The sequence below is a fragment of the Paraburkholderia lacunae genome (assembly GCF_003353175.1).
Lineage (GTDB): Bacteria > Pseudomonadota > Gammaproteobacteria > Burkholderiales > Burkholderiaceae > Paraburkholderia > Paraburkholderia lacunae.
Genome location: NZ_QHKS01000025.1, coordinates 25,146 through 51,696 on the forward strand (window position 1 = coordinate 25,146; position 26,551 = coordinate 51,696).

Here is a 26,551-nt window from a genome sequence, read left to right on the forward strand (position 1 = left end):
GATGGAAAAGCGCTCTAGCTTCGGCACCAGCGTACTGCCCTACCTGCTGGTTGCGCCGCAACTCCTGATCACACTGCTGTTCTTTCTGTGGCCCGCCGGCGAGGCGCTCCGGCAATCCACGCAGACTCAGGACGCGTTCGGCACGTCGAGTGAATTCGTCGGGCTGGCCAATTTCAAGCAGCTGTTCGCCGATCCGCTTTACCTCTCGTCGTTCAGCACAACGCTGATTTTCTGTGCGTTCGTCACGGTGTCCGGCCTCCTGATCTCGCTGCTGCTGGCGGTCTGCGCCGATCGCGTGACGCGCGGTGCGAAGGCCTATCAGACCCTGCTGATCTGGCCATATGCGGTCGCGCCCGCGATCGCCGCCGTGCTGTGGTCGTTCCTGTTCAACCCGAGCATCGGCCTCGTCACCTATGGGCTCGCGAAGTACGGCATCGTGTGGAATCACGCGTTGAACGCGAGCCAGGCGATGTTTCTGGTCGTGCTGGCTTCGGTGTGGAAACAGGTCAGCTATAACTTCCTGTTCTTCTATGCGGGTTTGCAGGCGATTCCGCGCTCGCTGATCGAAGCGGCGGCAATCGACGGCGCCGGTCCCGTGCGGCGCTTTTTCGGCATCGCGCTGCCTTTGCTTTCGCCGACCAGCTTCTTCCTGCTGGTCATGAACATCACCTACGCCTTCTTCGACACCTTCCCGGTGATCGACGCCGCGACCGGCGGCGGCCCCGCGCAATCGACCCGCACGCTGATCTACAAGATCTTCGCCGAAGGTTTTCAGGGGCTCGACATCGGCAGTTCGGGCGCGCAATCGGTCGTGCTGATGGTGATCGTCGTCGCGCTGACGGTCGTGCAATTCCGCTTCATTGAACGCAGGGTTCAATACTCATGATCGAGAACCGCCGCGGTTTCGACCTGTTCTGCCATGCAGTGCTGATTCTCGGCGTCGCGCTGGTGGTGTTTCCCGTGTACGTCGCGTTTTGCGCGGCGACGATGAGCGAGCACGAAGTGTTCAGCGTGCCGCTGTCGCTGGTGCCGAGCACGCATCTGTTCGAGAACATCGCCACCGTCTGGACACAAGGCAGCGGCAACGCGGCCGCGCCGTTCGGCCGCATGCTGTTCAACAGCCTCGTGATGGCGCTGGTGATCTCGATCGGCAAGATCGCCGTGTCGATGATCTCCGCGTACGCGATCGTATTCTTCCGCTTTCCGTTTCGCAATCTGGCGTTCTGGCTGATCTTCGTCACGCTGATGCTGCCGGTCGAAGTGCGTATCTTTCCGACCGTGCAAGTCGTGTCGTCCATGCATCTGAGCAATACGTACAGTGGTTTGACCTTGCCGCTCATTGCATCGGCGACCGCGACGTTTCTGTTCCGGCAGTTCTTCATGACGCTGCCCGACGAACTGATGGAAGCCGCGCGCATCGACGGCGCAGGCGCCATGCGTTTCTTCTGGGACGTCGTGCTGCCGCTGTCCAAGACGAACATGGCGGCGCTCTTCGTCATCACCTTCATCTACGGCTGGAATCAGTATCTGTGGCCGATCCTGATCACGAGCCAGCAATCGCTGACGACCGCAGTGGTCGGAATCAAGAGCATGATCGCGTCCGGCGACACCGCGACCGAATGGCATCTGGTCATGACCGGGACACTGCTCGCCATGTTGCCGCCGCTCGTCGTCGTGTTGACGATGCAGCGCTGGTTCGTGCGCGGGCTGGTGGATTCGGAAAAGTAGACGCCGCCGCAATGCGCGCTCCGGCATCGAATTAAAAACACCGCGCGATCCGCGGATGCAACGAAAGGCTAAAACGGCATGGCTGCACTGACTCTGCAAAGCGTTAAAAAAACCTACGACGGCAACCAGTTCGTGCTGCACGGCATCGACGTAGAAGTCGCCGACGGCGAATTCGTCGTGATGGTCGGCCCGTCCGGTTGCGGCAAATCGACGTTGCTGCGGATGGTGGCCGGGCTCGAGGGCATCTCCGACGGAACGATCTCGATCGCCGGCAAGGTGGTCAATCAACTGGAGCCGAAGGATCGCAACATCGCGATGGTGTTTCAGAACTACGCGCTGTATCCGCATATGAGCGTGGCCGAGAACATGGGTTATGCGCTGAAGATCGCGGGCGTGGACCGTGCGCAGATTGTGAAGCGCGTGCAGGATGCCGCGCAGATTCTCGAGCTTGAACCACTCTTGCAACGCAAGCCGCGTGAGCTGTCCGGCGGTCAACGGCAACGTGTCGCGATGGGCCGCGCGATCGTGCGCGAACCCGCGGTGTTTCTGTTCGACGAACCGCTGTCGAATCTCGACGCCCGTTTGCGCGTGCAAATGCGCCTCGAAATCCAGCGCCTGCATGCCCGGCTTGCCACCACGAGCCTCTACGTCACGCACGATCAGATCGAAGCGATGACATTGGCGCAGCGCGTGATCGTGATGAACAAAGGCCACGCCGAACATATCGGCGCGCCGACCGAGGTCTACGAGCGGCCGGCGACGGTGTTCGTCGCCAGCTTCATCGGCTCGCCGGGGATGAATCTGCTGGAAGGCCGCCTATCCGACGACGGTTCGACGTTCGAGGTGGCCGGCAATGGTCCGAAGCTGCCCCTGGCAGGCGTGGCCGCGATTGGCCGCGAAGTCGCAAAGGGACGCGAATGGACGCTCGGCATTCGCCCGGAGCACATGACACCGGGACAAGCCGGCGCCACGCAGGCCACGCTCACCGTCGATTCCTGCGAACTGCTCGGCGCGGACAATCTCGCGCACGGCCGTTGGGGCAATCACGACGTGACGGTGCGCTTGCCGCACGCGCACCGGCCCACGGCGGGCGAAGCGCTGCAAGTGGCGCTGCCCGCGCAGCATCTGCACTTCTTCGATCCGTCGACTGGACGACGCGCGAACTGATCCCCCTGCCGCCTCACGCTCGCCCCGAAGTACAATGCCACCTGCACGCTCCGCCCGCGCGCGCCGCATCGTCTAGCTCGACGCCGCGCCGGCGGTAACCGGGCACACTGCCCGGCCCTGACACCGATTACCCATTCACCCACGACCGCCGCCCTCACGGGGCTGGCGGCGTCAACGTCTATTGCAAGCAAATGGCCCAATACGTCTTCACCATGAACCGGGTCGGCAAAATCGTGCCGCCCAAGCGTCAAATCCTGAAAGACATCTCGCTGTCGTTTTTCCCCGGCGCGAAAATCGGTTTGCTCGGCCTGAACGGCTCGGGCAAGTCGACGCTGATCCGCATCATGGCCGGTGTGGACAAGGACATCGAAGGCGAAGCCACGCCGATGCCGAACCTGAACATCGGCTATCTGCCGCAGGAGCCGCAACTCGATCCGAACAAGACGGTGCGTGAAGCGGTCGAAGAAGGTCTCGGCGACGTCTTCAATGCGCAAAAGAAGCTCGACGAAATCTACGCCGCGTACGCGGAGCCGGACGCCGACTTCGACGCACTCGCGGCCGAACAGGCGAAGTACGAAGCGATCCTCGCCACCAGCGAGGGCGGCAACGCGGAGCAGCAGATCGAAATCGCCGCCGACGCGCTGCGTCTGCCGGCATGGGACGCAAAGATCGAGCATCTGTCGGGCGGCGAAAAGCGCCGCGTCGCGCTGTGCAAACTGCTGCTCGAAAAACCGGACATGCTGCTGCTCGACGAGCCGACCAACCACCTGGACGCGGAATCGGTCGACTGGCTCGAACAGTTCCTGACGCGCTTTCCGGGCACCGTCGTCGCCGTGACTCACGATCGCTACTTCCTCGATAACGCGGCCGAGTGGATTCTCGAACTCGACCGCGGCTACGGCATTCCGTGGAAGGGCAATTACAGCAGCTGGCTCGACCAGAAAGAAGAGCGGCTGAAGCAGGAAGAGTCGTCGGAATCGGCGCGCCAGAAGGCGATCAAGAAGGAACTGGAGTGGGTGCGCCAGAATCCGAAGGGCCGTCAGGCGAAGTCGAAGGCGCGTATCGCGCGCTTCGAGGAACTGAATAGCCAGGACTACCAGAAGCGCAACGAAACCCAGGAAATCTTCATTCCGGTCGGCGACCGTCTCGGCAATGAAGTGATCGAATTCAAGAACGTCAGCAAGTCGTATGGCGACCGTTTGCTGCTCGATAACGTCAGCTTCAAGATTCCGGCGGGCGCGATCGTCGGCATCATCGGGCCGAACGGTGCGGGTAAGTCGACGCTGTTCCGCATGCTGACCGGCCGCGAACAGCCGGATTCGGGCGAGATCGTGCAAGGGCCGACGGTCAAGCTCGCGTACGTGGACCAAAGCCGCGACGCTCTGGACGGTTCGAAGACCGTATTCGAAGAGATCTCCGGCGGCGCGGACGTGCTGACGGTCGGCAAGTACGAAACGCCGTCGCGTGCGTATATCGGCCGTTTCAACTTCAAGGGCGGCGATCAGCAGAAGGTGGTCGGCAATCTGTCGGGTGGCGAGCGCGGCCGGTTGCATCTGGCCAAGACGCTGATCGCGGGCGGCAACGTGCTGCTGCTGGACGAGCCGTCGAACGACCTCGACGTCGAAACGCTGCGCGCGCTCGAAGACGCGTTGCTGGAATTCGCCGGCTCCGTGATGGTGATCTCGCACGATCGCTGGTTCCTCGACCGGATCGCCACGCACATCATCGCGTTCGAAGGCGATTCGCAAGTCACGTTCTTCGACGGCAATTACCAGGAATACGAAGCGGACAAGCGTGCGCGTCTGGGCGAAGAAGGCGCGCGTCCGAAGCGCCTGCGTTACAAGCCGATCACACGGTAAATTCCAGAGACGGCGGCCCGCTCGTCGGCTAACGGGCGGGCGGTTCGCAGGCCTGCCTTGCAGGCCCTTTTATAGGCCGTTCGCCAACCTTTTTCAGGCCATTCGAAGCCATCGGCTCGCGCGATTTCCAGGCGCCGCATGGCCACACGGTGAGCCGCGCGGTTTAAACCTTATACCGGCAGACCCAGCTCGCGCAGTTTCGCTTCGGTTTGCGCGGCACCGGTGTGATGCACGCCGTACCAGCCGAGTGCCGTTGCGGCCTCGGCGTTTTTCAGATTGTCGTCGATGAAAATCAGTTCGGCTGGCTGGATCCCCGGCAATTGCAGCTCGATGCGCCGGCGCATTTCCGCGAAGATCGCCGGATCGGGCTTCACCAGCTTCACGCGCCCCGACACGACGATATCGCGAAACCGCCGCAGCACCGGGTAGTGCTCCCACGCATACGGAAAGGTTTCCGCCGACCAGTTCGTCAGCCCGAACAACGGCACGCCGGCGGCTTCGAGTTTTTCCATCGTCGCCACGCCCTCTTCCAGCACGCCCGCCAGCATCTCGTGCCAACGCTCGTAGAACGCGCGGATCAGCGGCTCGTGATCGGGAAACTTCGCGATCAGCTCGTCCGTCGCCTCGACGATCGGCTGGCCGCCGTCCTGACGGATCACCCAGTCCATCGAACAAACGTGCGTCAGAAACCAGCGGCGCTCAGTGTCGTCCGGAATCAAATGGCGATACAGATACTCGGGACTCCAGTCGATCAACACGCCGCCGAAATCGAACACGACTGCCTTGATGGCCATGCACTCTCCGTCTGTATATCAGTGAATCGCGCCGCTGCGTTTCAGACCGGTTGCGTGCGCAACTCCAGCCACGCCTTCGCGTCGCCCGACACATGCGGCGACAGGCGCGTGCGCACCGTCTCGTGATAGGCGTTCAGCCACGCGCGTTCGTCGTCGCGCAGCAGCGACAGATCGAGGCAACGCGTGTCGATCGGGCACAGCGTCAGCGTCTCGAACCTGAGGAAATCGCCGAACTCGGTTTTCTCGGCGGATACGTTCAGCACGAGGTTTTCGATCCGCACACCCCACTTGCCCGGTCGGTAAATGCCCGGCTCGACCGAGGTGATCATGCCCTCTTCCATCGCGGTCCACGGTTCGGCCGGCGCGTAGTGCGAAATCACCTGCGGGCCTTCGTGCACGTTCAGGAAGTAGCCCACGCCGTGACCCGTGCCGTGACCGTAATCGGCGCCGGCTTCCCAGATCGGCGCGCGGGCGATCGCGTCGAGCATCGGCGAACGGATGCCGCGCGGGAATTGCGCGCGCGACAGCGCCATCGTGCCTTTCAGCACGATCGTGAAATCGCGCCGCTGCTCGTCGCTGACGGTGCCGACCGGCACCACGCGGGTGATGTCGGTCGTGCCGCTCAGATATTGCGCACCGGAATCGATCAGCAGAAGGCCGTTGCCTTCGATGACCGAATGCGCTTCTTCGGTGGCGCGATAGTGCGGCATCGCACCGTTCGCGTTGAAGCCGGCGATCGTCGCAAAGCTCAGCGACACAAAGCCGGGACGGCGTGCACGCGCAGCCGTCAGGCGTTCGTCGATGGTCAGTTCAGTGATCGTTTCACGGCCGAGCGCGCTTTCGAACCACGCGAAAAACTCCGCGAGCGCCGCGCCATCCTGCTCCATCGTTTCGCGCACATGTTCCGCTTCGGCTTCGGTCTTGCGCGATTTGAAGAAGGTGGACGGATTGACTGCCTCGACGATCTTCACCGCCGGCGGCACCGATTGCAGCGAGCCATAAGTGATCCGGCGCGGGTCGATCAGCAGCGTGCCGCTCACGGGCAATGCGGCGAGCGCGTCCGCCGTCTTCGCGTACGGCTCGATGCTGATGCCGTCACGCGCGAGCGCGTCGGCCAGTGCTTGCGGCACCTTGCCGTCGGCGACGAAGAGCGAGCCCTGCTCCAGACCGATCAGCGCATGCGCGACGAACACCGGGTTGTAGCTGACGTCGGCGCCACGCAGATTCAGCAGCCACGCGAGGTCGTCGAGCGTGGAGATGAAGTGCCATTGCGCGCCCATCTCCACCATTGCGCGGCGAATCTGCGCGAGCTTATCCGAACGGGCGAGGCCCGCGTGCGGCGCCGCGTGCTCGAACACCGCGGCGGCCGGCAGCGACGGACGCTGCGGCCAGATCGCGTCGAACAGATCGACGTCGGTGCGCAGCTTCACGCCGCGCGCGGTGAGCGCCTGGGTCAAGGCGCGCGCCGCCGCCACCGCGAGCACCGCGCCGTCTACGCCGACCGTGCCGCCCGTCACAACGTTCTGCGCAAGCCAGTCGACATGCGGCGCGGTTTGCTGGCCACCGGTCATCTTCATCAACTGAACGCCGGTGCCGGCGAGTTGCGCGTTGGCCTGTTCCCAATAGCGGCTGTCGGTCCAGACGCCCGCGAAATCGGCGGTCACGATCAACGTACCGGCCGAGCCGGTGAAACCCGACAGCCACTGCCGGCCCTGCCAGCGGCCAGGCAGATATTCGGACAGATGCGGATCCGCGGACGGCACGAGGTAGGCGGCCACGCCTTCGCGCGCCATTGCGCTGCGCAGCGTGGCGAGCCGTTCGGGAATGGAGGAGGTTTCGGGGAGTCGGGCATTCATCGGGGTCACCTGCAAATATTCATCGACGGGAAAGCAAGCCGACCGTCACAGCAACGGCGATCAACGCAATGGCGGCGCACACCGGCCATTCGAGCGTATCACCATCGTGAAAGAGACCCACCACGTTGCCGGCCATCCGGGCGACCGCCGCGCCCAGCACACCCGCCAGCAACGCCAGCCACCATTGCGCGCGGCTCGAACGGCGCAGCGGATGCAGCCACCAGCCCGCGAGGCCGATCACCGCGCCGAGCACTACGATTCCGGGCCATCCCATCAGCGATCGGCCTCACGCAGTTTCGGATTCGTCTCATGGCCGCACGATGCCTCACCAGCTAGCATTTTTGTCTCTTTCACTATATAGGTCTGCACGGCGCTTTCCGCATAGCGGTTGAGTTTAGGGGTCGGGGTGATGTTAGGCAAGCTGCAAGCCTTACGAACAAACCTAGTGCCGGTGCGTGGCCTGCTGACAAGGCGTCATGCGAATCGCCCTTATCGAGCCGGACTTGCGTCACGCTGAACTGGTTGGCCGGCTGATCTTTGCCGGCGGCCATGCCTGCCAGCACTTCGCCGCCAGCGCGCCGTTCCTGAGCCGCGCCGCCGACGAATTCTTCGATCTCCTCCTCACTGGAAGCTGGGCCGGCGACTGCCCCGCCGAAGACGTGATTCCACGCGCCCGCTCCATTCTGCCGAGCCTGCCGGTGATCGTCCTGATGTCGGAGCCGCGCGAAAGCCAGATCGTCGCCGCGCTGCACGCCGGCGCGGACGACTGCCTGATCAAGCCGGTTCGCGGACCGGAAATGCTGGCGCGCGTCGACGCGCTGCTGCGCCGTGCAGGCCTGCGGCGGCCGCACAACCGGCGGCGCGATGTCATCGGCGGCTATGCGTTCGACGCCGCACAGTTCTCCGTCACTTTCCGTAGCCAGACTGTGGCACTGACGCCGAAGGAATTCCGCTTTGCGCTGCTGCTGTTTGCCAATCTGTCGCGGCCTGTGTCGCGCGCGCATATTCTCGAAACCGTCTGGACGCGCCGCCGCGACGTAAGGTCGCGCACCGTCGACACTCATGCCTCGCGCGTGCGGACCAAATTGCAACTGCGCCCCGAGCACGGCTATTGCCTGACGCCGCTCTATGGCTACGGCTACCAGCTCGACGCAGTCCCGCCGGAAGCCGTTGAGAAAGCCGGTGAGGCGAGCGGAATGAAAGAATCGTGAAAACGCTATAATATTGGGCTAAACCATAGCTCCCCATATGCAGCTCCTAACGATCGGAATCAATCACCACACTGCGCCTGTCGCCTTGCGCGAACGCGTGGCGTTTCCGCTCGAACAGATCAAGCCTGCATTGGACACCTTCAAGAGCGTCTGGCTCGGCCGCACCGCCCGCACGGCGCCGGAGGCTGCGATTCTGTCCACCTGCAACCGCACCGAACTCTACTGCGCGACCGACGACCAGGCCGTGCGCGAAGCCGCGATCCAGTGGTTCTCGAAGTACCACAACCTGCCGGTCAACGAACTCGCGCCGCACGTGTATGCGCTGCCGCAGTCGGAAGCCGTGCGCCACGCGTTCCGCGTCGCGTCGGGGCTGGATTCGATGGTGCTCGGCGAGACGCAAATCGTCGGACAAATGAAGGATGCGGTGCGCACCGCATCCGAAGCGGGCGCGCTCGGCACGTATCTGAACCAGTTGTTCCAGCGCACGTTCGCCGTCGCGAAGGAAGTGCGCAGCACGACCGAAATCGGCGCGCAGTCGGTCTCCATGGCGGCAGCCGCCGTGCGGCTCGCTCAGCGTATTTTCGACAAGGTTTCGAACCAGCGCGTGCTGTTCATCGGCGCGGGCGAAATGATCGAGCTGTGCGCGACTCACTTCGCCGCCCAGCAGCCGCGCGAGCTGGTGGTCGCAAACCGCACCGCCGAGCGCGGCACGCGTCTCGCCGAACGCTTCAACGGGCGCGCCATTCCGCTGTCGGAACTGCCCACGCGGATGCACGAATTCGACATCATCGTGTCGTGCACCGCGTCGACCTTGCCGATCATCGGTCTGGGCGCCGTCGAACGGGCGGTGAAAGCACGCCGTCACCGGCCGATATTCATGGTCGATCTGGCTGTGCCGCGCGACATCGAACCCGAAGTCGGCAAGCTCGAAGACGTGTTCCTCTACACCGTTGACGACCTCGGCGCGATCGTCCGCGAAGGCAATGCTTCGCGGCAAGCCGCGGTCGCGCAGGCCGAAGCGATTATCGAAACGCGCGTGCAGAATTTCATGCAATGGCTCGACGCGCGCAGCATCGTGCCGGTGATCCGCCATATGCACACGCAGGCCGACGTGCTGCGCCGCGCCGAAGTCGAACGCGCGCAGAAAATGCTCGCGCGCGGCGACGATCCGGCCGCGGTGCTCGAGGCGCTGTCGCAATCGCTCACCAACAAGCTGATCCACGGGCCGACGCACGCGTTGAATCGCGCGAGCAGCGAAAACCGTGACACGCTCATTGAACTGATGAGCGGCTTCTACAAACACTCCGGCTCTTCGGAGCGTTAGCGGCGCAGCCACTGCCGCGCCGTCCGTGCCACGGAAAGTGGCCCGCGACGTGCTTCTGTTCAGGGCATCTGCCCACTTCCCTAGTCGTCGTCCTTTCCGGAGCCCGCTCCGAAACCCGTCCGATGAAAACGAGCATGCAACGCAAGCTCGACCAGCTCACTACCCGGCTGGCCGAACTAAACGATCTGTTGAGCCGCGAGGACATCACCGCGAATCTCGACCAATACCGCAAGCTCACGCGTGAACACGCCGAGCTCGGGCCGGTCGTCGAACACTACGCGCTGTGGCGTCAGGCAATGAACGACGCGGCGACCGCGCAGGAACTGCTGGCGGACACGTCGATGCGCGACTTCGCCGAAGATGAAATTCGCGCGGCGCGCGAGCGGATGGACAAGCTCGGCGCGGAATTGCAAAAAATGCTGCTGCCGAAAGACCCGAACGACGACCGCAACATCTTCCTCGAAATCCGCGCCGGCACCGGCGGCGACGAATCCGCGCTGTTCGCGGGCGACTTGCTGCGCATGTATCTGCGCTTTGCCGAACGCAATCGCTGGCAGGTGGAGATGATGTCGGCGAGCGAATCGGATCTCGGCGGCTACAAGGAAGTGATCGTGCGGATCGCCGGCGAAGCGGCGTATTCGAAACTCAAGTTCGAGTCCGGCGGTCATCGCGTGCAGCGCGTGCCGGCGACCGAAACGCAGGGCCGTATTCATACCTCGGCATGCACGGTCGCGGTGATGCCCGAAGCGGACGAAATCGGCGAAGTCGAGATCAATCCGGCCGATCTGCGGATCGACACCTTCCGCGCGTCCGGCGCGGGCGGTCAGCACATCAACAAGACCGATTCGGCCGTGCGCGTCACGCACTTGCCGACCGGGATCGTCGTCGAATGTCAGGACGACCGTTCGCAGCACAAGAACAAGGATCGCGCGCTGAAGGTGCTGGCCGCGCGCATCAAGGACAAGCAGGCGCACGAGCAGCAGGCGAAGGAAGCGGCCACGCGCAAGAACCTGATCGGCTCGGGCGACCGCTCGGAACGGATTCGCACGTACAACTTCCCGCAAGGACGGCTGACGGATCACCGGATCAACCTCACGCTGTATCGGCTCGACGCGCTCATGGACGGCGATCTCGACGAATTGATCGCGGCGCTCGTCAGCGAACATCAGGCGGAGTTGCTGGCTTCGCTGGGCGACGCGGACTAAGCGCGGATGAGTCCGACTACGCCCGCCGCGCTGTTGCGCGCCTCGCGCCTGCCGCCGCTCGAAGCGCGCATTCTGCTGACGCACGCGCTCGGCTGGCGGCGCACCGAATTGATTACGCGCAGCGACGATGCGCTGGACCCGGCTGCGGTCGCCCGCTACCAGGCGCTGGAAGCGCGGCGCGTAGCCGGCGAGCCGGTGGCGCAACTGGTCGGCACGCGGGAGTTTTTCGGGCTCGACTTCGACGTCACGCCGGACGTGCTGATACCACGTCCCGAAACCGAACTGCTGGTCGAAACCGCGTTGGTGGCGATGGAAGGCATCTCGCGGCCGCGCGTGCTCGATCTCGGCGCCGGTACCGGCGCGATCGCAATCGCGATTGCGTCGACGCGGCCGGACGCGCGGGTCTGGGCACTGGACCGTTCCGCCGAAGCGCTAGTGGTCGCCACACGCAATGCCACGCGTCTGCTCGACGCACAGCGCCCGGGCGGCGCTTTGGTGCTCACGCAAAGCAATTGGTACGAGGCGCTCGACGCCACGCTGCGCTTTGACGTCATCGTCAGTAATCCGCCTTATATTGCGAGCGGCGACCCGCACCTGTCCGAAGGCGATCTGCGTTTCGAACCGCGCGGCGCGCTCACCGACGAGGCCGACGGTCTCAGCGCGATCCGCGCGATCGTGGCCGGCGCGCCAACACGTTTGAGCGCCAAAGGCGTATTGTGGATCGAACACGGTTACGATCAGGCCGAAGCCGTCCGCGCACTGCTTTCGGCACAAGGTTTCGCGGAAGTACGCTCAGAGCAGGATCTCGCCGGCATCGAACGGATAAGCGGCGGGCGGTTGCCCGGTTGAGCCTGCCGGCCTCAATCGACATGAAGGCCATGCAGCCAACGCAACCCTCGGCCGGTCTTACCGAAATCCGCTATCATTTCAGCCTATTCCCTACACATAACGGAACCGCAAGGTCAGTCATGGATACGCAACAACGCATCAAGCAAATCGTCGACGAAAACAACGTCGTGCTCTTCATGAAGGGCACCGCCCAGTTCCCGATGTGCGGCTTTTCTGGCCGCGCCATCCAGATCCTGAAGGCGTGCGGCGTCGGTGAAATCAAAACCGTCAACGTTCTCGAAGACGACGAAGTCCGCCAGGGCATCAAGCAGTTCTCGAACTGGCCGACCATTCCGCAGCTCTACGTGAAGGGCGAGTTCATCGGCGGTTCGGACATCATGATGGAGATGTACGAATCGGGCGAACTGCAGCAGCTGTTTGCCGCGGTCTGAGCGGCCGCCGTCCGAACGTCTGCTTCACGCACCTCCACGCGATAAGGCGCCGCAAGCCATGGAAATACGCGCTGCGGCGCCACGCCGGCTGATCGTCGCGATCACCGGCGCGACCGGCGCCATCTACGGCATCCGGTTGCTCGAGACATTGCGCAAACTGGGCGGCGTCGAGAGCCACCTGCTGATTTCGAGCGCCGGCTGGCTCAATATCCAGCACGAACTCCAGCTAACCAAAGAAGACGTGCATCCGCTCGCGGACGTCGTCCATTCGGTCCGCGACGTCGGCGCGAGCATCGCGTCCGGTTCGTTTGCGACGGACGGCATGGTGGTCGCCCCTTGCTCGATGAAAACGCTGGCCAGCATCGCGCACGGCCTTTCCGACAATCTGATTACCCGCGCAGCCGATGTCACGCTGAAAGAACGCCGCCGCCTCGTACTTCTGGTACGCGAAACACCGCTCAACCTTGCGCATCTGCGCAACATGACTGCGGTCACCGAAATGGGCGGCGTGATCTTTCCGCCGTTGCCTGCCTTCTACAACCAGCCGGCTTCGATCGACGAAATGGTCGACCACACAGTGGCTCGCGTGCTGGATCTGTTCGCGCTCGGCCCGGCGCTGTCGCCGGCGTGGCAGGGATTGCGCGGCGCTCAGGGATAGTTGCCGCCTCCCATGCGCTGGCGTCATACGATGTTGCGTTGTGCCGTGTTGCGTTGTGTCGATTAACAACAATCGCGACACAATCAATTCTCTTTTCGCCCGTTTATCAAACACCGGTGCGGGCCTATATTGCTAGCAACCCAATCTCTGCGCCGCGCTCACGCGGCGGCGTTGCTGCCATGAACCGATTACCGTCGCTTTTCCTCTCCCACGGCGCGCCCACGCTGCCGATCGACCCGTCGCTGCCGTCCGCCGAATTCGCCGTGCTGTCGGCGCAATTGCCGCGTCCGGAGGCCGTACTCATGCTGTCGGCCCACTGGGGGACGGCGCAGCCGGTGGCGAGCACGTCCACCGCGCCTGAGACCATCCACGATTTCTACGGTTTTCCGCGTCAGCTGTACGAGATCCAGTACCCGGCTCCGGGCGCACCCGACGTCGCCCGCCGCGCCGCTGCGCTGCTCGGCGAGCACGGCATTCTCGCCAATGCCGAGCCGCACGGACTCGACCACGGCGCATGGGTGCCGATGCTGCTGATGTTTCCGCACGCCGACGTGCCGGTAGCGCAGTTGTCGATCCAGCCGCACATGGACGCCGCGCACCATTTCCGCGTCGGGCGGGCGCTACGCTCGCTGAGGGACGACGGTGTGATGGTGATCGGATCGGGCCAGATCACGCACAACCTGCGCGCCGCCGACTTTTCCGCGCGGCCGGAAGACGCCGATCCGCGCGTCGCCGAATTCACCGATTGGTTCGAGGCCAGGCTCGCCGCACACGACGTCGACGCATTGCTCGACTACCGCCGCCAGGCGCCCTACGCGGTGCTGATGCATCCGACCGACGAGCATCTGCTGCCGGTATTCGCAGCGCTCGGCGCGGCCGACGACGATTATTCGCTGGCCATCCAGTCGCTCGGGACCTACCAGCGATCGTTGGCCATGACGAACTATGTGTTCGGCACCGCCTGACTGAAATAAGGGTGCAACAACGACGCACCAACGAAAAAGCCCGCCTGAGCAACTCAGGCGGGCTTTTTTTCGTCATGCCCTGCCGCCAGACCGCGATCCGGCGGGCAAGGATCAGCGCGGCAAATTAATGCACGCTCATGCTTTCGAGCACTTCGTCGTGCGCCTCACGTTCGTCCAGATACTCCGAGCGATAGCCGGTATTCACGCCCCAGTAGTAGAACACCAGCGAGAATGCGATCACCACCAGCATGTCCCAGCCGTACGGCAGGATGCCGTGGCCGCCGAACTCCTTGCTGCCGATCAGCGATAGGAGCGCCATCACCGGCAGATAGGCCACCAGCCACCAGGCCGCCTTCAGATCGCGGTTCCAGCCACTGAAGCCGGACTTCGCCTGGAAGTAGAAGTACACCGGCAGCGCAACGACCATCAGCAGAATGATTTCGCCGGTCAGCGGCCACTTCGCCCAGTACAGGATCAGCGACGCGCAGACGAACGCGAACGGCGCGATCACCTTCATGCCCGGAATGTGCAGCGGACGCTCAAGATCCGTAGCCGAGCGGCGCAGCGCCATCAGGCTGATCGGGCCAGTCAGGTACGAAATCACGGTCGCGACCGAAATTACCGCCGCCAGCGAACTCCAGCCGCGGAAGAAGAACAGGAAAATGAACGACACCAGCAGGTTGAACCACATCGCCTGACGCGGCACGCCGTAGAACGGATGCACGTTGCCGAACATCTTCGGCATCGTATTGTTGCGCTCCATCGCGTAGATCATGCGCGTGGTGGTCGCCATATAGGTCGTGCCGGTGCCGCTCGGGCTCACGAACGCGTCGACGTACAGCAGGATCGCCAGCCAGTTCAGGTTCAGCGCGATCGCCAGTTCGGCGAACGGCGATGCGAAGTTGAAGTGGTTCCAGCCTTGCAGCACGTCGCTCGGGTTCACCGCGCCGATGTATGCAACCTGAAGCAGCACGTAGATCACCAACGCCAGCAGGATCGAACCGATCACCGCGAACGGCACGCTCCTGGCCGGATTGCGCGCTTCACCGGCGAGGTTGATCGGGCTCTGGAAACCGTTGAACGCGAACACGATGCCGCTCGTCGCCACCGCCGTCAGCACAGCGGACCAGCCGTACGGCGCGAACGTGCTCACTTCGCCGAAGTTTTCCTTGTGGAAACCCGTCAGCATCAGACCGGCGATCGTCGCACCCGGAATGAGGAACTTGAAGATCGTGATCGCCGAATTGGCGCGCGCGAACAGCTTGACGCCCCAATAGTTCAGCAGGAAGTAAATGATCACCAATACGGCGGACAGCAATAGCCCATTGGTTGTTAGCTCTCCATTCACGAATAATGCATGCGCCCATGGATACGGCCACGTGCTCATATATTGAATCGATGCCTCGGCCTCGATTGGAATCACCGAGACGATGGCGATCCAGTTGGCCCACGCGCTGATGAAGCCAACCAGCGCGCCGTGCGAATAGCGCGCATAGCGCACCATGCCGCCGGACTCCGGGAACATCGCGCCGAGTTCGGCATAGGTCAGCGCAATCGCGAGAATCACGACCGCCCCGATAACCCATGCACAAACCGCAGCCGGCCCAGCGATCTTGGCAGCCTTCCACGCGCCGAACAGCCAGCCCGAGCCGATGATCGAACCCAAGCCGGTCAGCAGCAGCGCGAACGGCCCGATGTTCCGTTGTATAGAACTTTTCACGTCTTCTCCTGTGTCAGAACCATGTCGGCACCGCGTGGCATCGCTTGTGGCGCTGAATACGAGGTGACGCTCATGCATGCGCGACCGGTGCAACCGGTGCGCGGCGCGTAGTTTAACGGTTGCACCGTGCCGGTGCAGCGGAACTAAGGGTTCTCCCTAGCAAAATTTTCAGATGAATAGCAAGGTTTGTAAGCGACTTTTGCTCTCGTCTGCCAAAATTTCGTAAAGATGTGGCGAGACTGTTGACCTTCTCTCGAAATCGCCGTATAACGTTCGGGCAGGATTTCAAGCGGCGAGTGAATTGGTCTTTCGTAGTTCGCCCATCAACGGTACTCCGGTTGGTCCCATTACCCCCTTCCTTGATTTTCATGCACCCATTGGGCTTCGGCCTTATTCACCATCTTTAGGAACAAGTAATATGGAAACCGGTACCGTCAAGTGGTTCAATGACGCAAAGGGCTTTGGCTTCATCACGCCGGACGGCGGCGGCGAAGATCTGTTCGCGCATTTCTCGGAAATCCGCACGGAAGGCTTCAAGACGCTGCAAGAAAACCAAAAGGTTACGTTTGAAGTGAAGACGGGCCCGAAGGGCAAGCAAGCTGCTAACATCAAGCCGGTGTAAGCAAGCACGCTTCCTTCTGGACGCAAAAAACCCCGCCTCGGCGGGGTTTTTTTATATCTGTTTCTATTAGGTAGACAGATTATCTTCGCGATATGCGGGCGGTTATCCGAACACTCGCCGTGCGTGAATCCCAAGGCCTGTTGCAACGCTGGCGAGACGATCGCCAAATACCGCTTTCGCATCCGGAAAAGCCGCCGCCAATGCGCCGGACAGAAACGCCAGACCGGTCGAGCCGCCCGTGAAGTAAATCGCGCTGACGTCGCGCGTGGCTACACCGGCTGCCTGCACCGTGTCGCGCGCCGCCTGCACGATACGCAGCGTCTCGTCGTGGCTGGCCTTGATGAGCTGAGTCTCGTCGAACGCGAGGCGCAAGTCGTCTTCCACCTGATCGAGGTCGATCACGGTCTCGCCGCCCGCCGCCACGCCGATCTTCGCCTCTTCCGCGTGCGCCGCCAGCGCATGCCCCAGGCGGCGCTCCACGACCCGTATCAGCCGGTCATGGTGCTTAACCTCGGTAAACAGATGCCGCATCAGCGCGAGTTCGCTGATGCGCTTTGGCGCGTAGACGGTATTGATCAGGTGCCAGGTCGCCAGATCGAAGTAGATCCGGTTCGGAATCTCGCGGCCTTCCGGATCGAGCGTCTGATAGCCGAGCTCGCGCAGAATCGTCACGAGTTCGACGCGGCGGTCGAAGTCGGTACCCGCGATGTGTACGCCGTGATGGGCCAGCACATCGTCTTTGCGCTCGACGCGCTTCATCCGCTCCGGCCCGACCCGCACCAGCGAAAAGTCCGACGTACCGCCGCCGATGTCGGCCACCAGCACGAGACCCTCTTCAGTCAGATGCGATTCGTAATCGAACGCCGCAGCGATCGGCTCATACTGGAAGTGAATCTCGCGCAGGCCGACCGAGCGCGCCGCCGCTTCCAGCTGCTGCTGCGCCAGCTGGTCGGCGCGCGGATCGTCGTCGACGAAAAACACCGGGCGGCCCAGCACGGCGCGGTTGATCGGACCGCCCGCGCTGGCTTCAGCCGAGCGCTTCAGATGGTCGACGAAAATCGCGATTACCTCGGTGTATTTGATCGCCGAGCCGTCGCCCAGATCGGTCGAATTCTCGGCGAGCGGCGAGCCGAGGATGCTTTTCATCGAGCGCATCAGGCGGCCGTCGAAACCGTCGACGTAGGCCTCCAGCGCCGCGCGCCCGAATTCGCGGGTGTTTTCGTCGGTGTTGAAAAAGACCGCGGTCGGCAGCGTCGTGTAGGCGCCTTCGACCGGCGCAAGCCGCAGCGCCGCGCCGTCAGGCACGGCGACGGCCGAATTGGAAGTACCGAAGTCAATCGCGCAATAGTTCATGGCAGGAATCGCCGCTCACGGCTGGCGCGGACAGAAGGGGGAGCGGCTTTGTATCACGAAAGCCCAGCTAGCATCAACTGACGCCGCAAGAACGGCCGCAACCATGGCCAGGACCGCTCTGCGGAATGAAAATTGCTCGTTGGGACAGGATACGCCGCCAATTTTCGAGAATCAGGAGACTGATAGCAATGAGCGCCCCGCCTTCCGCCTCTGTCGACGAAAAAACCTCCGCGGTCATTGACACCGATCTCCCGTCGCGGCTCGACCGCTTGCCGTGGGGACGCTTCCATTCGCTGGTCGTCGTGGCGCTGGGCGTGACCTGGCTGCTCGACGGCCTTGAAGTGACGTTGGCGGGCGCTGTGGCAAGTGCGTTGAAGTCTAGCCCGTCGTTGCACTTCACCAACGCCGAAGTGGGCCTCGCCGGCAGCGCGTACATTGCCGGCGCGGTGCTAGGCGCGCTCGTCTTCGGCTGGCTGACCGACCGCCTCGGCCGGCGCAAGCTGTTCTTCATCACGCTGACGCTTTATCTGGCCGCCACCGCGGTCACCTCGCTGTCGTGGAATCTCGCCAGCTTTCTGCTGTTTCGCTTTCTGACCGGCGCGGGCATCGGCGGCGAGTACACGGCGATCAATTCGACGATCCAGGAATTCACCCCCGCACGTGTGCGCGGCTGGACCGATCTGGGCATCAACGGCACGTTCTGGATCGGCGCTGGACTGGGCGCGGCGGGTTCACTGGTACTGCTCGATCCGCATCTGCTGCCTGCCGACTGGGGCTGGCGCGCCTGCTTCTTTATCGGCGCGGTGCTGGCGCTGGCGATCCTGCCGATGCGCAGGTGGGTGCCGGAAAGTCCGCGCTGGCTGCTTACCCACGGCGGAGAACACCACGCGCGCTCGATCGTCGAGGGCATCGAAACGCGTTTTCTCGACGCCGGCCACCAACTTGCGGACGACGCACTGACGAGGCTGCGCCTGCGCACGCGCGGGCATACGCCGCTACGCGAGGTGTTCGACACGCTGTTCAACCGGCACCGGCGCCGCGCGCTGGTCGGACTGTCGCTGATGACCGCGCAGGCGTTCTTCTACAACGCGATATTTTTCACCTACGCGCTGGTGCTCACCGATTTCTATCAGGTGCCGGGCGAGCGCATCGGCTGGTATCTGTTGCCGTTCGCGCTCGGCAACTTCCTCGGGCCGCTGGTGCTGGGACGGCTCTTCGACGTGATCGGGCGGCGCAGGATGATCGCGGCCACCTACGCACTCTCCGCGATCCTGCTGACGCTGAGCGGCTATCTATTCGAACAGCAGCTATTGACCGTCGTCACGCAGACCATCGCATGGATGGTGATCTTCTTTTTCGCGTCGGCCGCGGCCAGTTCTGCGTATCTGACGGTCAGCGAATCCTTTCCGCTCGAAATCCGCGCCCTCGCGATCGCGGTGTTCTACGCGTTCGGCACGGCGCTCGGCGGCATCGCCGGCCCCGCATTCTTTGGCCGGCTGATCGACACCCATCAGCGCAGCGAAGTGTTTTCGGGCTATCTGGTCGGCTCGGGGCTGATGCTGGCGGCGGCAGTGATCGCCGCGATCTGGGGCATCGATGCCGAGCGCAAATCGCTGGAGCATGTCGCCACGCCGCTTTCGGCCGTCACGGACGACACCGAATAAAAAACGCGCGGTCGGCGCCGCGCGTTTCTCTATACAGCGATGGCGGGACGCTCAGAACGCCTTCTTCCAGCCGCCGCTATAAGCGATGTCGGCAAGCGGCAGACGCTGACGCACCGACTTCTCGCGCTCGCGCAACACCGGATCGAGTTTATCGACGTCTCCATAATGGCCAAGCGAAATGATCGCAATCACCTCGACGTCGTCCGGCAACTTGAATGCCGCGCGAAACGCCTTCGCATCGAAGCCGCTCATCTGATGCGCGGCAAGACCCAGCGCGTGCGCCTGCAATACCAGCGACATCGCCGCCGCACCCGCATCGTACGACGCGCTACGGTTCACTTCGCCCTTGCTGGTCAGCGTGTGCGTGGTCGCAGCGATCAGCACCGGCGCCGGCGCGTTCCAGCCCTGGTTGAACGGCACGAGCGTGGCAAAAGCCTGCTTGAACGCCACTTCATCGACACTGCGGTCGAATACGAGGAAACGCCACGGTTGCACGTTATACGAAGACGGCGCCCAGCGTGCCGCTTCGAGAACCGCTTGCAGATGCTCGCGGCTCACCGGCTCGCTCGAATACGCACGCGGGCTCCAGCGGCCTGCAATCAGCTCGTGAATGGCAACTTCGGTAGGGGCGGGTTTCTTGGTCATGCGCTTCTCTCAGTCGAAATTCATGATCGACGGGCGGCTGCCCGGGGTCACATAGCATAACCGGGCTTGGCCGCGCGCGCTCCGTCAAGTGCGCAGTTAGATTTCACGTCAAGCGCGATAGAAAACGGCCCCGTGCGGGGCCGTTGGCGTTCTAGCGATTTGCTTTGATGCGTGGGCTTCAGATCGCCTGCGGCTGCGGCGCCCGCGCTGGCCGGTTGATGCGCAGCACGATCACGGCGGCGACCAGACACAAGCCGCCCGAAATCATCGACGCCACCGTATAGGTGCCGAGACTCGCACGCAGCATGCCCGCGCCGAGCGCCGCGAACGCCGCGCCCAGCTGGTGACCGGCGACCACCCAGCCGAACACGACGGGGGCCGAGTCCTTACCGTAGACATCGGTGGCGAGACGAACGGTAGGCGGCACGGTGGCGATCCAGTCGAGCCCGTAGAACACCGCGAAGAGCGGCAGACCGAAAAAGTCGATGCCGAACGCGTGCGGCAGATACATCAGCGACAAGCCGCGCAGGCCGTAGTACCAGAACAGCAGCACGCGGCTATTGAAGCGGTCCGACAGCCAACCCGACAAGGTCGTGCCGAACAGGTCGAAGATGCCCATCGCGGCGAGCAGCGATGCGCCCTGCACTTCGGTCATCCCGTAGTCGCCGCACATAGCGATCAGATGCGTGCCGACGTAGCCGTTGGTGCTCGCGCCGCAAATGAAGAAGCTGAAGAACAGCAGCCAGAAATCGCGCGTCTTGCTGGCCATGGCGAGCGTGCCGAACGCAATGGCCAGCGGATTCTGCTTCGTGACGGCGGCGGCAACCGGCGCGTCGTGCGGTTCGCCGTACGGGCGCAGCTTCATGTCGGCTGGCCGCTCCGGCAGCAGGAACACGACGAGCGGCAGCACGACCGCCGCCGCGAGCGCGACGACCCAGACGACCTGGCGCCAGCCGTAGTGCTGGGCGATGGCCGCGAGCATCGGCAGGAACACCAGTTGGCCGGTCGCCGAACTTGCCGTGAGAATGCCCATGACGAGACCACGGCGCGTGGTGAACCAGCGCGTGACAACCGTCGCCGACAGCGACAACGCCGCCACACCCGTCGACCCGCCGACCATCACGCCCCAGATCAGCACCATCTGCCACGGATGCGTCATCAGCGACGACAGCGCGACACCCGCCGCCATCGTGCCGAGCGCGGCGAGCAGCGTGGGACGCACGCCGAAGCGCTGCATGGCCGCGGCCGCGAAGGGCCCCATCAGGCCGTAAAGTGCGATGTTCACGGAGATCGCGAGCGAAATCGTCGCGCGGCTCCAGCCGAACTGATGCTCGAGCGGCACCATCATCACGCTCGGCGTCGCGCGCGTGCCGGCCGCTGCGAGCAACACCAGAAACACCACTGCCACGGTCAGCCAGCCGTAGTGGAAACGCCCGCCAATCAGTTTCGCTGCCCAGTTCATTGCTTCTCCAGTCGACGCGTATCCCGCAGGCTACGCCGTTTCGCATTATTACGACTTCGGTAAAGGACTTGTGACAGATCGGTCACAATGGGTGTTGCGATATTAGTTACTGGTCGGTAACATGTCAAGGCGTCAATTCAATTCAGGTGGCACTCCATGTCTGACAGCGAAACCCCCAAGCCAGCTGGTGCACGGCGTGCGCGCGGCACGCAAACCGCGGGGCCGCAGGCACAGCAGCACTTGCTGCGCGCCGCGGACGAGCTGTTCTATCGCGAGGGCGTGCGAGCGGTCGGTGTCGACGCTGTGGTCGAGCGAGCGGGCGTGAACAAGATGAGCTTGTACCGCCAGTTTTCGTCGAAGGACGAACTGGTGATGGCTTATCTGGAGAGCAAGGACCAGCAGTTTTTCGGTTACGTCGAGAAGAGCTTTGCGAAGCATCCCGGCGAGCCGGCCAAGCAGCTCCAGCAGTATTTCGACGACCTGGCGGTGCGCGCGTCGCTGGACGATTATCGGGGCTGCCCGTTCGTGAATGTGTCGGTGGAGTTTCCAGACACCTCGCATCCGGCACGCCAGTTCGTGTTTCGCAATAAGGCGCGGCTGATGGCGCGGCTCACGGAATTGACGACGGCTGCGGGCGCGGATGATCCGGTGGCCTTGGCGAACGCGCTCGGTTTGATGATCGAAGGCGTGTATGCCGCCAGCCAGACTTACGGGCCGGGCTGCGGGCCGATTCTTGCCGCACCGAAGGTGGCGGCGCAGTTGATCGCCGCTTCATGCGGTTCGGCGCCTGCGGCTTGAACTTTCGAGCCACGGTGGGCTTGCTTTGACCACGGCAGTGACCAGGTATTCGCCCGGTAAGATAGCGTTTTCTCTTCCGTTTTCCGCCCTGCCATGCCGCTGTCTGCCGAATCTCGTGATGCTGTTGTTGCTGCCACTCGCCGTTGGCTGACACGGGCGGTGATTGGGCTCAATTTGTGCCCTTTTGCCAAGGCCGTGCATGTGAAGGGGCAGATTCGCTATGCCGTTAGCGAGGCGGTGGATATGGAAGGGGTGTTGATCGACCTGGAAAGCGAGCTTCAGGCCCTGGTGGCGGCCGATCCCGAGGCAGTGGATACCACTTTGCTGATTTTGCCGCAGGCGCTCGGGGATTTTCTCGAATATAACGATTGCCTGTTTTTTGCCGACAGGATGCTCAAGCAGCTTCGACTTGAAGGCGTTTTGCAGATTGCAAGTTTTCACCCTCATTATCAGTTTGAAGGCAGTGAGCCGAATGATATTGAAAACTATACTAATCGGGCGCCGTATCCTATTTTGCATCTGCTTCGGGAAGACAGCATTGAACGGGCTGTTCGGGCTTTTCCCGATGCCGAGGATATTTATGAGCGGAATCAGGAGACCCTCAGAAAAATTGGCCTTGCGGGCTGGAATGAATTGATGGAACGCGATGGGGAGTGATTGGTTCCCCATATCAACTCAAGGAAGGCGAACGCCCGCGGGAGCACAAAAAATAATCCCTGCCGAAAGTAGTCTTTATACAAAAAACCTTTCCTTCAACTCCCCGATTCCAAGCGTCTCCATCACCTCATTAAGCCGTTCTGCAGGCCGCCGCCTCGGCAAATCCTTATACTGGGCAATAATGAGTTCATTCTTCATGGAATGCTCCCACCCGACGAGCTCGGTAACACTCACCTGATACCCATGAGCTTCCAGCTGTAAGCACCGCAAAACATTGGTAATCTGGCTCCCAAACTCCCGGGTATGCAAAGGATGCCGCCAGATCTCCGTCAAGGCATTCCCAAGCGATTTACTCTTGTTCTGCCGTAAAACGCCAGCCACTTCAGCCTGGCAACAAGGCACCACGACAATAAATTTGGCGCGCTTTTCCAAAGCAAACCGAATCGCATCGTCAGTAGCCGTATTACACGCATGCAGCGCCGTCACGATGTCGATCTCAGCGGGCAACCGCTCCGACGTAATCGAATCGGCCACCGACAGGTTCAGGAACGACATCCCCGTAAAGCCAAGCCGGGCGGCCAGTTCCTCAGATCTCGTCACCAGCTCCTCGCGCGTCTCAATGCCGTATATGTGCGAAGCCCCACCAGCGGCGCCCTGAAACTCCTTGAAGAAAAGGTCATACAGGATAAAACCTAGATAGGACTTGCCCGCGCCGTGGTCGACGAGCGTCACGGCGCCCTGCTTGTCCTTGATCTCTTTGAGCAGCGGCTCGATGAACTGGAACAGGTGGTAGACCTGCTTCAGCTTGCGGCGGCTGTCCTGATTCATCTTGCCGTCGCGCGTCAGGATATGAAGCTCCTTCAACAGTTCGACGGATTGGTTTGAACGGATTTCGTGGGTTTTGCTGGACATCGTGGGAACCGCCATCGATTGCAACGCGAACGTGCGACAGATGACGGAAAAAGAGAAAAGTTGCTGCCAGTTTACCCAAAGCGCGGCCCGCTCACCTAAGTCGCCGCGTAGACCGTAGGAAAAACACCGCAACCTGGAACACTTCCTGCTCAACAGATGGTACGCGGAACGTCTCCAAAGCGGCGCAACACACCATGCGTGCCGGCTCGCATGACGGCCCCGGCCGGAACACGCATAACTACAGGCTGCCGGCCGTGCCGTCGATCACGCGAACCGAATGCATGTGGGGAAGACGGACCCGGAACACGGTCCGAACGTTACGTAACCTGCAGCGCGCCGCGATCTCAAACGGAAGCGCGCTCGGATAATAGAAGAGGCGGCAATGGATACGATACCCAACGGAAACGTCGAGCAGAAGTTTCAGGAAATGCTGGCCAAGCTCACCGCCACGCCGGCGTGGTCGGAGAAACAGCAGCTCGAACTGGAGATGGCGCGCGATATCTCCAGCGAAATGCTGCGTCTCGCCGAAGTCATGCGTGACGGCAGCGTCGACATGGAAACCTGCCTGACGATGCTCAAATACGCGAAAGTGCTCGACTTCGTCATGACGACGCTCGCTTCGCGCCGCGACATCAAGCCGCAAACGCTGCGGGTCATTTTCAAACTAGCCGGACTCAAAGTGGACGAAGCTTACCCCGGCTGAATCCGCTACGCCGCGACGAAAGCGGGCGCTGCGCTGCCCGCTTTCGCCAGCCCGCATCCGGGTGCAGTTCTACGAGTGCTCGCGGAAGAACGGATCACCTGCTCGGCGCGTCGACCGGTGGCGTGCCTTCATGAAACAAGGTCTTGAGTTGGGCGCGCAGCTCCGGCGAATCCTGATGTTTGTGAACCGTGACGGCGTGTTGCACAGCCGCGTCGAGCAATTCGCTGTCGGTGTCGGCAGACATGGCGACCGTGCAATTCGTTTCGCTAGGGAATTCACGGCAGTCGATGTATTTGCGGGTCATGACAGTCTCCTTCATCTAACTAATAGCCCGCGCGCAAACCATGTCGCGAGGCCACGACGTGGCGGCGGCAGCGTGCAGCGGCATGCGGGCATTGAGCAGGTCTGGGGTGGGAAAGACGCGAACGGCGTCCGATAGAAGGTGTTTGAAAAGTATAGTTCGTGCATGCGAATTGGATAGAAGCGCGCGCGAATCCGGCGCATGCCGAAACGCTGGAATTCAGACGTTTTCAGTCGGCATGGCGGGGCGCCCGTTTGCCCTGGCGTGCCGGCGGTGTGAAAATAGCGCCCTCTTCGCGCCGCCCGATCACCGCATCCGGCAAACGCGCCGCCTCTCCGCTCATCTGCAGGACCGCATGTCACCCTCCTTCGATTCCGCTCGCGCCGCCGTGATCGGCGGCGGCCCAGCCGGTCTGATGGCCGCCGAGGCATTGGCACAGCATGGCGTGCAGGTAGACGTCTACGACGCGATGCCGTCGGTTGGCCGCAAATTCCTGATGGCCGGCAAAGGCGGCATGAACATCACGCACTCCGAGGCGCTCGAGCCTTTTCTCGACCGTTACGGCGCGCGCCGCCCACAGATCGCGCCGCTGCTCGATACCTTCGGGCCCGACGCGTTGCGTGCCTGGTTGCACAGGCTCGGCGTCGAGACGTTTGTCGGCAGTTCGGGCCGGGTTTTTCCGACCGATATGAAAGCGGCGCCGATGCTGCGCGCATGGCTGCACCGGTTGAGAGAAACCGGGGTGCGCTTTCATATGCGCCACAAGTGGCTCGGCTGGAGCGAACAGAGCAATCGCGCAGGCAGCCACGCCACCCGCCACACCCTGCGCTTCGCGACACCCGAAGGCGAACGAACCCTGACTTGCGATGCCGTGGTCTTCGCGCTTGGCGGCGCAAGCTGGCCACGGCTCGGATCGGACGCCGCCTGGGTGCCGCTGATGAGTGCGCGCGAGGTGCCGGTGGCGCCCTTGCGCCCCGCGAACTGCGGCTTCGATGCCGGCTGGAGCCCCTATCTGCGCGAGCGCTTCGCGGGCCAGCCGCTGAAGCCGGTGGCCATCACGGTCACGGATATAGACAAAAAAGTCCACAATCGACAAGGTGAAATACTTCTGACCGAAACAGGTCTCGAAGGGAGCCTGATCTACGCATTGTCAGCAGCAATCCGGGAGCGGATTCTGGCCGACGGCGAAGTCACGATCGCGCTGGATCTGGCGCCAGGCTTGACTTTGGAGCGTGTCATAGCGGAAGTCACATGGCCGCGCGGCTCACGGTCGATGTCGAGTCATCTGCACGGCAGAATCGGTATTGGAGGCGTAAAGCTCGCCTTGCTGCATGAGATTCTGTCGAAGGAAGCCTTCGCTGATACGAACCACCTGGCTCATGCAATCAAGTCGCTGCCAGTGCGGCTCACGCGCGCGCGGCCGATCGAGGAAGCGATCAGCAGCGCCGGCGGGATTCAGTTCGAAGCGCTCGACGCGCAGCTGATGATCGAGCGTCTGCCCGGCGCGTTCTGCGCGGGCGAGATGCTCGACTGGGAAGCGCCAACCGGCGGCTATCTGCTGACGGCCTGCTTGGCTAGCGGCCTGGTGGCTGGGCGCGGCGCTCTGGCGTATCTCGAAGCGCGCGGCGCATCGGTGTAACACGCTGCTTTGTTTGCGGTTGGCGGTT

At 62.7% G+C, this 26,551-nt stretch carries 26 protein-coding genes; 17 read left to right on the forward strand and 9 right to left on the reverse strand.

The genetic code is table 11. The features are described 5' to 3' along the window. Window position 1: 1 nt before the first annotated feature. From ugpA to ettA, 4 genes are all read left to right on the forward strand, one after another. Window positions 2-886: a sn-glycerol-3-phosphate ABC transporter permease UgpA gene (gene ugpA, locus DLM46_RS29570; RefSeq protein ID WP_115106542.1), complete on the forward strand. Its 885-nt coding sequence runs from the start codon at window positions 2-4 to the stop codon at window positions 884-886. Next, window positions 883-1,728 (forward strand): sn-glycerol-3-phosphate ABC transporter permease UgpE, encoded by an 846-nt coding sequence (ugpE, locus tag DLM46_RS29575; protein WP_115106545.1) that lies wholly within the window; start codon window positions 883-885, stop codon window positions 1,726-1,728. The genes ugpA and ugpE overlap by 4 nt, the downstream gene beginning before the upstream one ends. Before the next feature lie 78 nt (window positions 1,729-1,806). After that, a complete protein-coding gene (locus DLM46_RS29580; RefSeq protein ID WP_115106547.1) occupies window positions 1,807-2,895 on the forward strand; it encodes a sn-glycerol-3-phosphate import ATP-binding protein UgpC in 1,089 nt (362 codons plus the stop codon). A gap of 191 nt (window positions 2,896-3,086) precedes the next feature. Next, entirely contained in the window at window positions 3,087-4,754 is a 1,668-nt protein-coding gene (ettA, locus tag DLM46_RS29585; RefSeq protein WP_115106549.1) for an energy-dependent translational throttle protein EttA, read from the forward strand. 170 nt (window positions 4,755-4,924) lie between these two features. On the opposite strand, the gene DLM46_RS29590 is transcribed toward ettA, so the two are convergent. The 3 genes from DLM46_RS29590 to DLM46_RS29600 are packed head-to-tail and all read right to left on the reverse strand — an operon-like array spanning window position 4,925 to window position 7,678. After that, window positions 4,925-5,548, reverse strand: a complete 624-nt coding sequence (locus DLM46_RS29590) for an HAD family hydrolase (RefSeq protein WP_115106551.1) — start codon at window positions 5,546-5,548, stop codon at window positions 4,925-4,927. 41 nt (window positions 5,549-5,589) lie between these two features. After that, window positions 5,590-7,404: an aminopeptidase P family protein gene (locus DLM46_RS29595; protein ID WP_115106554.1), complete on the reverse strand. Its 1,815-nt coding sequence runs from the start codon at window positions 7,402-7,404 to the stop codon at window positions 5,590-5,592. Window positions 7,405-7,423: 19 nt separating this feature from the next. After that, window positions 7,424-7,678, reverse strand: coding sequence for a hypothetical protein (locus DLM46_RS29600; RefSeq protein ID WP_115106556.1), 255 nt, complete (start codon window positions 7,676-7,678; stop codon window positions 7,424-7,426). Window positions 7,679-7,880: 202 nt separating this feature from the next. Between DLM46_RS29600 and DLM46_RS29605 the strand changes: the two genes are divergently transcribed. The 7 genes from DLM46_RS29605 to DLM46_RS29635 all read left to right on the forward strand — a co-directional run bounded on the left by DLM46_RS29605 (window position 7,881) and on the right by DLM46_RS29635 (window position 14,047). Then, window positions 7,881-8,615, forward strand: a complete 735-nt coding sequence (locus DLM46_RS29605) for a response regulator transcription factor (RefSeq protein WP_115106558.1) — start codon at window positions 7,881-7,883, stop codon at window positions 8,613-8,615. Between the two features lie 37 nt (window positions 8,616-8,652). Further along, on the forward strand, window positions 8,653-9,939 hold the full coding sequence (gene hemA / locus DLM46_RS29610) for a glutamyl-tRNA reductase (protein ID WP_115106561.1): 1,287 nt from the start codon (window positions 8,653-8,655) through the stop codon (window positions 9,937-9,939). A gap of 122 nt (window positions 9,940-10,061) precedes the next feature. After that, a complete protein-coding gene (prfA, locus tag DLM46_RS29615) occupies window positions 10,062-11,144 on the forward strand; it encodes a peptide chain release factor 1 (RefSeq protein ID WP_115106563.1) in 1,083 nt (360 codons plus the stop codon). A 6-nt stretch (window positions 11,145-11,150) separates the two neighbouring features. Next, a complete protein-coding gene (gene prmC, locus DLM46_RS29620) occupies window positions 11,151-11,993 on the forward strand; it encodes a peptide chain release factor N(5)-glutamine methyltransferase (RefSeq protein ID WP_115106565.1) in 843 nt (280 codons plus the stop codon). A gap of 119 nt (window positions 11,994-12,112) precedes the next feature. Further along, a complete protein-coding gene (gene grxD / locus DLM46_RS29625; protein ID WP_115106568.1) occupies window positions 12,113-12,424 on the forward strand; it encodes a Grx4 family monothiol glutaredoxin in 312 nt (103 codons plus the stop codon). A gap of 58 nt (window positions 12,425-12,482) precedes the next feature. Further along, window positions 12,483-13,082, forward strand: a complete 600-nt coding sequence (locus DLM46_RS29630) for a UbiX family flavin prenyltransferase (RefSeq protein WP_115106570.1) — start codon at window positions 12,483-12,485, stop codon at window positions 13,080-13,082. Window positions 13,083-13,261: 179 nt separating this feature from the next. After that, window positions 13,262-14,047 carry a DODA-type extradiol aromatic ring-opening family dioxygenase gene (locus DLM46_RS29635; RefSeq protein WP_115106572.1) on the forward strand — a complete coding sequence of 262 codons (786 nt, stop codon included), beginning with the start codon at window positions 13,262-13,264 and terminating at the stop codon, window positions 14,045-14,047. A 124-nt stretch (window positions 14,048-14,171) separates the two neighbouring features. On the opposite strand, the gene DLM46_RS29640 is transcribed toward DLM46_RS29635, so the two are convergent. Continuing rightward, window positions 14,172-15,767 (reverse strand): APC family permease, encoded by a 1,596-nt coding sequence (locus DLM46_RS29640; protein WP_115106574.1) that lies wholly within the window; start codon window positions 15,765-15,767, stop codon window positions 14,172-14,174. 418 nt (window positions 15,768-16,185) lie between these two features. Between DLM46_RS29640 and DLM46_RS29645 the strand changes: the two genes are divergently transcribed. Further along, window positions 16,186-16,389 (forward strand): cold-shock protein, encoded by a 204-nt coding sequence (locus DLM46_RS29645; protein ID WP_007180251.1) that lies wholly within the window; start codon window positions 16,186-16,188, stop codon window positions 16,387-16,389. A 102-nt stretch (window positions 16,390-16,491) separates the two neighbouring features. Here DLM46_RS29645 and DLM46_RS29650 read toward each other — a convergent pair whose 3' ends face one another. Next, on the reverse strand, window positions 16,492-17,742 hold the full coding sequence (locus tag DLM46_RS29650; protein ID WP_115106576.1) for an Hsp70 family protein: 1,251 nt from the start codon (window positions 17,740-17,742) through the stop codon (window positions 16,492-16,494). Between the two features lie 188 nt (window positions 17,743-17,930). Here DLM46_RS29650 and DLM46_RS29655 point away from each other — a divergent pair, with 188 nt between their 5' ends. Further along, on the forward strand, window positions 17,931-19,406 hold the full coding sequence (locus tag DLM46_RS29655; protein WP_115106579.1) for an MFS transporter: 1,476 nt from the start codon (window positions 17,931-17,933) through the stop codon (window positions 19,404-19,406). Between the two features lie 51 nt (window positions 19,407-19,457). Here DLM46_RS29655 and DLM46_RS29660 read toward each other — a convergent pair whose 3' ends face one another. Both DLM46_RS29660 and DLM46_RS29665 read right to left on the reverse strand, forming a co-directional pair. Then, the gene (locus tag DLM46_RS29660) at window positions 19,458-20,051 is read right to left on the reverse strand and encodes a nitroreductase family protein (protein ID WP_115106581.1); all 594 of its coding nucleotides are present in this window, start codon (window positions 20,049-20,051) and stop codon (window positions 19,458-19,460) included. A gap of 178 nt (window positions 20,052-20,229) precedes the next feature. Beyond that, a complete protein-coding gene (locus tag DLM46_RS29665; protein WP_115106583.1) occupies window positions 20,230-21,513 on the reverse strand; it encodes an MFS transporter in 1,284 nt (427 codons plus the stop codon). A 156-nt stretch (window positions 21,514-21,669) separates the two neighbouring features. On the opposite strand from DLM46_RS29665, the gene DLM46_RS29670 reads away from it, so the two are divergent. Both DLM46_RS29670 and DLM46_RS29675 read left to right on the forward strand, forming a co-directional pair. Next, window positions 21,670-22,311 (forward strand): TetR/AcrR family transcriptional regulator, encoded by a 642-nt coding sequence (locus DLM46_RS29670; RefSeq protein ID WP_115106586.1) that lies wholly within the window; start codon window positions 21,670-21,672, stop codon window positions 22,309-22,311. A 93-nt stretch (window positions 22,312-22,404) separates the two neighbouring features. Next, window positions 22,405-22,968 (forward strand): DUF1415 domain-containing protein, encoded by a 564-nt coding sequence (locus DLM46_RS29675; RefSeq protein WP_115106589.1) that lies wholly within the window; start codon window positions 22,405-22,407, stop codon window positions 22,966-22,968. A 75-nt stretch (window positions 22,969-23,043) separates the two neighbouring features. Here the strand turns inward: DLM46_RS29675 and DLM46_RS29680 are convergent, their stop codons facing one another. Next, window positions 23,044-23,880, reverse strand: a complete 837-nt coding sequence (locus DLM46_RS29680) for a class I SAM-dependent methyltransferase (RefSeq protein ID WP_115106745.1) — start codon at window positions 23,878-23,880, stop codon at window positions 23,044-23,046. A 382-nt stretch (window positions 23,881-24,262) separates the two neighbouring features. Here DLM46_RS29680 and DLM46_RS29685 point away from each other — a divergent pair, with 382 nt between their 5' ends. After that, entirely contained in the window at window positions 24,263-24,583 is a 321-nt protein-coding gene (locus tag DLM46_RS29685) for a type II toxin-antitoxin system HicA family toxin (protein ID WP_115106591.1), read from the forward strand. 94 nt (window positions 24,584-24,677) lie between these two features. On the opposite strand, the gene DLM46_RS29690 is transcribed toward DLM46_RS29685, so the two are convergent. Beyond that, complete coding sequence (locus DLM46_RS29690; protein WP_115106747.1) at window positions 24,678-24,887, reverse strand: DUF1059 domain-containing protein; 210 nt, start codon at window positions 24,885-24,887, stop codon at window positions 24,678-24,680. A 352-nt stretch (window positions 24,888-25,239) separates the two neighbouring features. Between DLM46_RS29690 and DLM46_RS29695 the strand changes: the two genes are divergently transcribed. Next, complete coding sequence (locus DLM46_RS29695; RefSeq protein ID WP_115106749.1) at window positions 25,240-26,523, forward strand: TIGR03862 family flavoprotein; 1,284 nt, start codon at window positions 25,240-25,242, stop codon at window positions 26,521-26,523. Window positions 26,524-26,551 lie beyond the last annotated feature (28 nt).